Below are 5207 nucleotides of genomic sequence, written 5' to 3'. Positions count from 1 at the left end.
CGCCCCCATCGCCGCAACAGCCGAAACCGCCTCCCCCCGCCGCTCGGCGACCGGCACAAGACCAAGGTGCCGGGACGGCGTACCCACCTGCTCGGCCCGCCGCAGCACACCGAGCACCGGCACCCCCGACTGATCCATCGCCTCCCGCAACAGCACCTCGTGCCGGTCGGACGCGACCTTGTTGAGGATCACCCCACCGATCCGCACCCCGGGGTCCCAGGAGGCGAACCCGTGCACGAGCGCGGCCACCGACCGTGACTGCGAAGAGGCGTCCACCACCAGCACCACAGGCGCACGCAGCAACTTCGCCACATGAGCGGTGGAGGCCAGCTCGCCTTCCCCCGCGGCCCCGTCGAACAGCCCCATCACACCCTCGACCACGGCGAGATCGCACCCACGCGCCCCGTGCGCGAACAGTGGCGCGATCAGCTCCTCCCCGCACATGTAGGAGTCGAGATTGCGCCCCACGCGCCCGCTGGCGAGCGAGTGATACCCGGGATCGATGTAGTCGGGCCCCACCTTGTGCGGGGACACGGCGAGCCCTCGTGAGGCGAACGCCGCCATCAGTCCCGTGGCCACGGTGGTCTTGCCGCTCCCGGACGAGGGCGCGGCGATGACCAGCCGGGGGACGGAGGACATCACCACTCGATGCCTCTCTGTCCCTTCTGACCGGCGTCCATCGGGTGCTTGACCTTGGACATGTCGGTCACGAGGTCGGCGAACTCGATCAGCTTCTCGGGTGCGTTGCGCCCGGTGATGACGACGTGCTGGGTCCCGGGCCGGTCCCGCAGCACCCGCACGACCTCGTCGACGTCGATCCAGCCCCAGTGCATGGGGTACGCGAACTCGTCGAGCACGTACAGCTTGTACGTCTCGGCGGCGAGGTCCCGCTTGACCTGCTCCCAGCCCTCGCGGGCCTTCTCCTCGTTGCTGGAGTTGTCCCCATGGAGGCCGCGCTGCACCCACGACCAGCCCTCGCCCATCTTGTGCCAGTCGACGGACCCGCCCTCGCCGCTGGCACCGAGGACGCGCAGCGCGTTCTCCTCGCCGACCTTCCACTTCGCGGACTTGACGAACTGGAACACCCCGATGGGCCACCCCTGGTTCCAGGCGCGCAGCGCCAGCCCGAAGGCGGCGGTGGACTTGCCCTTGCCGATCCCGGTGTGCACGAAGACGAGCGGCCGGTTCCGTCGCTGACGAGTCGTCAGCCCGTCGTCCGGTACGACACTCGGCTGTCCCTGCGGCATTACGCGGCCCTCCTGCTGTTGCCCGGACCACTGATCCGGCCGTTGCCCTGAACATCCCTGACCAGACCGGCGATCGAGTCGGCCCGCAGCTCGTCGAGCGTCACCGCGCTGCCACCGAGTTCACCCGCGAGCTGCCCGGCGAGTCCGAGCCGTACGAGCCCCGACTCGCAGTCGACGACGACGGACGCGACCCCGTCGGCGGCGAACAGCCGCGCGGCCCGCCCGGCGAGTGCCACCGGTTCCGCCCCGCCCGTGGCCCGCCCGTCCGTCACCAGGACGACCAGCGCGCGCCGGGCAGGGTCCCGCAACCGCTCCACGCGCAGCACGTCGTGCGCCCGCAACAGCCCGGCCGCGAGCGGCGTACGCCCACCGGTGGGCAGCGACTCCAGCCGCACGGCGGCCGCGTCGACCGACGACGTGGGCGGCAGCGCCACCTCGGCCGCGGACCCGCGGAAGGTCACGAGCCCCACCTTGTCGCGCCGCTGGTAGGCATCGAGGAGCAGGGACAGCACCGCCCCCTTCACGGCGCTCATCCGCTGCCGGGCCGCCATCGACCCGGACGCGTCCACGACGAACAGCACGAGGTTCCCCTCGCGGCCCTCCCGCGTGGCCTGCCGCAGATCGTCCCGCCGTACGACGAGGCCGGGCCCGGACCGGCCGCGCACCCGCTGATGGGGCGCCGCGGCCTGCACGGTCGCGGCCAGGTGCAGCTTGGTGAGCGCACCGCGCGGCCGGCGCGCCCCAGTGGTGCGCCCGTGCTCGGTCCGCGCCCGCGACCGCCGCCCGGCGGCCCCCTCGCCGAGGCCGGGCACGCTCAGCATCTTCGTACGAAAGGGCTCGGCGGCCCGTACGGGGGACTGCTCACCCGCGCCGGGCGACGGCGCCTGCCCGTCGTCCTCGGAGGACCCACCCTGCGGCGGCACCTGCCCGGAACCCTCGCTGCCGTCGCTGCCACCCTCGTTGTCGCCGCCGTGGCTGCCGTCGTCGGGCCCGTCCTGCGGGGGCCGCCCACCGCCGCCGGGCCCGTCCGGATCAGGATCCTCGTCGCCGGAGCCGTCAGAGCCGCCGGTGTCGTCGTCGGCGGCGAACTCCTCCAGCGTCTCGTCGAGTCTGTCCTCGTCGAGGCCCGGCGCGTCGAAGGGATTGCGCCTGCGCCGGTGCGGCAGTGCGAGGAGCGCGGCCTGCCGCACGTCCTCGGCCAGTACGTCGGTCCGCCCCGCCCAGGCGGCCAGCGCGGCGGCGGTCCTGGCCATCACGATGTCGGCCCGCATGCCGTCCACCTCGAACGCCGCGCAGGTCGCCGCGATCTGCAGCAGCGCGCCGTCGCCGAGCCGCACCGACGGCAACAGTTCCCGCGCGGCCACGATCCGCGCCCGTACGTCCGACTCCTCACCGGCCCAGCGCGTCGCGAACCCGTCCGGGTCGTCGTCGTACGCGAGCCGCCGCCGCACGACCTCCACCCGCCGGCCGGGCTCGCGCGAGGCCGCGACCTCGACGGTGAGCCCGAACCGGTCGAGCAACTGCGGCCGCAGCTCGCCCTCTTCGGGGTTCATGGTCCCGACGAGCAGGAACCGCGCGGCATGCCGTACGGAGACGCCCTCGCGCTCCACGTACGAGGCACCCATCGCGGCCGCGTCAAGGAGCAGGTCGACCAGGTGGTCGTGGAGGAGGTTGACCTCGTCCACGTACAGGATGCCGCGGTGGGCGTCGGCCAGCAGGCCGGGCTCGAAGGCCTTCACGCCCTCCGCGAGCGCCCGCTCGATGTCCAGCGCGCCCACAAGCCGGTCCTCGGAGGCGCCCACGGGCAGTTCGACCATCCGGGCCGGCCGGGACACCCCCGCCCCCGCCTCGTGGGGACCGTCCGGGCACGCCGGATCGGGCGTGGCGGGCGCACAGGAGAAGCGGCACCCCGCGACGACGTCGACCCGCGGCATGAGCGCCGAGAGGGCGCGTACGGCCGTGGACTTGGCCGTGCCCTTCTCGCCGCGGACGAGGACACCGCCCACCGCTGGTGACACGGCGTTCAGCAGCAGCGCGAGCCGCAGGTCGTCCTGACCGACCACGGCCGTGAACGGAAACGGGGTACTCACTGGTTGTCGTCCTCCAAATGTCCCGAATGTTCCGAGCTTTGCGAATATCCCAAGTGGTCAAAATTGCCCAGTCGGCGCAGACAGTCTTCGAGTGGGCTCATACGGGCGCCCCCGGGGGAATGAAGGGCAGTCCCGCCGGCGCGCCGGACTCGATGAGCCGCCACAGCGCGTCCGTGTCCGCGTGTTCCTCGATCAGATCGCCCAGCCGGTCGAGTTGCTCCTCGCGCAGCCCCGCGAACGATGTGTCGGGGGCCGGTACGAACCTGCGCCCCGCGGCGGCGGCCACCTCACGCAGGAAGGCGCGCCGGAAGCCGTCCGACTCCAGCGAGCCGTGCCAGTGCGTACCCCAGACCTCGCCGACCCGGCAGCCGTCCAGGAAGGGTTCCCCACCGGTGACCCGGGCGACGCCGTGATGGATCTCGTACCCCTCGACCCGTTCGCCGAGAGCCTCACCGACGGGCCGGGCGAGGGTCTTCTCCCGCGCGAACCGCACGCGGACCGGGAGGAGTCCGAGCCCGTCGACGGCACCGGCCCCGGACTCGACCTCGTCCTCGATGTGCGCGCCGAGGAGCTGGAAGCCGCCGCAGATGCCCAGCACGGGGCGCCCTTCGGCGGCCCTGCGCGCCAGGGCGTCCGCGAGGCCGCGCCGCCGCAGCCACTCCAGGGCCCTGACCGTGCCCCGGGTGCCGGGTACGACGACGAGGTCGGCGTCGGCCAGTTCCTCGGCCCGGTCCACGAACCGCACGACGACGCCCGGTTCGGCGGCCAGCGCGTCCAGGTCCGTGAAGTTGGACATCAGCGGGACCGCGCAGACGGCGACCCGCAGGATGTCCTCGCCGACGGGGGAGGAGACCCCCGACACCTCCGAATCCCGTATCGAGCCGCGTGAGGACATCGCAAGACCGTCCTCCTCGTCGATGCCGAGCCCGTGCCGGAAGGGCAGGATGCCGTAGGTGCGCCGCCCGGTGAGCCCGTGCAGCATGTCGATCCCCGGTTCGAGCAGGGACACGTCGCCGCGGAACTTGTTGACGAGGAACCCGGCGACGAGCTCCTGGTCCTCGCGGGACAGCAGGGCGACCGTCCCGAAGAAGGAGGCGAAGACACCGCCGCGGTCGATGTCCCCCACCACGAGCACGGGCAGCCGCGCGCCCCGCGCGATCCCCATGTTCACGATGTCCGTCCGCCGCAGATTGATCTCGGCGGGACTGCCCGCCCCCTCACAGATCACCGCGTCATACGTGCCCCGCAACTCGGCCAGACAGTCGAGGACGGTCCCGAGCAACGCCTCCTGGCGCCCGCCGTGGTAGCCGCGCGCGCTCAGCTCGCCCACGGGCTTCCCCATCAGGACGACCTGGCTGCTGCGGTCACTGCCCGGTTTGAGCAGTACGGGGTTCATGAGCACGCTGGGTTCCACGCGGGCGGCCTGCGCCTGCATGGCCTGCGCGCGCCCGATCTCCGCGCCCTCCCGCGTCACGAACGAGTTCAGCGACATGTTCTGCGCCTTGAACGGCGCGACCTTCACACCCTGGCGCACCAGCCACCGGCAGATCCCGGCGGTCACGACGCTCTTGCCCGCGTCGGACGTGGTCCCGGCGACGAGCAGACCACCGCCAGGTGCTCGGCTCGGCCCCGCGCTCATGACGTACGCCCTTTCCTGGCAAGCGACTCGGTGAGCGATGTGGCGAGCAGCCGGCCGGTGACACTCGCGCCCAGTGCGAGCAGGCTCACGCGTCGCGAGAGCCGGACGGCCCGTTCGATGTCCCCCACCCGCACGGCCCGCCCCGTACCGTGCGGGTGGGGGACATCGAACGGGCCGTCCGGATCTCGCGACGCGTGAGCCTGCTCGCACTGGGCGCGAGTGTCACCGGCC

The 5207-nt window shown here is 72.8% G+C and carries 4 protein-coding genes and 1 pseudogene; all 5 read right to left on the bottom strand.

What is annotated here, in order from left to right; translation table 11 throughout:
* Positions 1-639: cobyrinic acid a,c-diamide synthase CobB (locus tag AOK01_RS31290; RefSeq protein WP_213862180.1), on the bottom strand; the 639-nt coding region annotated here is incomplete at its 3' end.
* On the bottom strand, positions 639-1247 hold the full coding sequence (gene cobO, locus AOK01_RS31285) for a cob(I)yrinic acid a,c-diamide adenosyltransferase (protein ID WP_055517580.1): 609 nt from the start codon (positions 1245-1247) through the stop codon (positions 639-641). The genes AOK01_RS31290 and cobO, both read right to left, overlap by 1 nt.
* Complete coding sequence (locus AOK01_RS31280; protein ID WP_055517579.1) at positions 1247-3337, bottom strand: putative cobaltochelatase; 2091 nt, start codon at positions 3335-3337, stop codon at positions 1247-1249. The genes cobO and AOK01_RS31280 overlap by 1 nt, the downstream gene beginning before the upstream one ends.
* A gap of 97 nt (positions 3338-3434) precedes the next feature.
* A complete protein-coding gene (locus tag AOK01_RS31275; RefSeq protein WP_055517577.1) occupies positions 3435-4976 on the bottom strand; it encodes a cobyric acid synthase in 1542 nt (513 codons plus the stop codon).
* Positions 4973-5207: pseudogene (locus AOK01_RS41865) on the bottom strand (hypothetical protein); the annotation flags it as partial. The pseudogene AOK01_RS41865 and the gene AOK01_RS31275, both read right to left, overlap by 4 nt.

Origin of the sequence: Streptomyces aurantiacus, assembly GCF_001418335.1 — a bacterium.
Taxonomy (GTDB): domain Bacteria; phylum Actinomycetota; class Actinomycetes; order Streptomycetales; family Streptomycetaceae; genus Streptomyces; species Streptomyces aurantiacus.
The sequence above is the reverse complement of the archived record's forward strand: the minus strand, read 5'-3'. Positions and strand labels throughout refer to the sequence as shown.

Coding starts and splice junctions, on each gene's coding strand:
- cobO (WP_055517580.1), bottom strand. CDS start 1,247: ATGCCGCAGGGACAGCCGAGTGTCGTACCGGACGACGGGCTGACGACT.
- AOK01_RS31275 (WP_055517577.1), bottom strand. CDS start 4,976: ATGAGCGCGGGGCCGAGCCGAGCACCTGGCGGTGGTCTGCTCGTCGCC.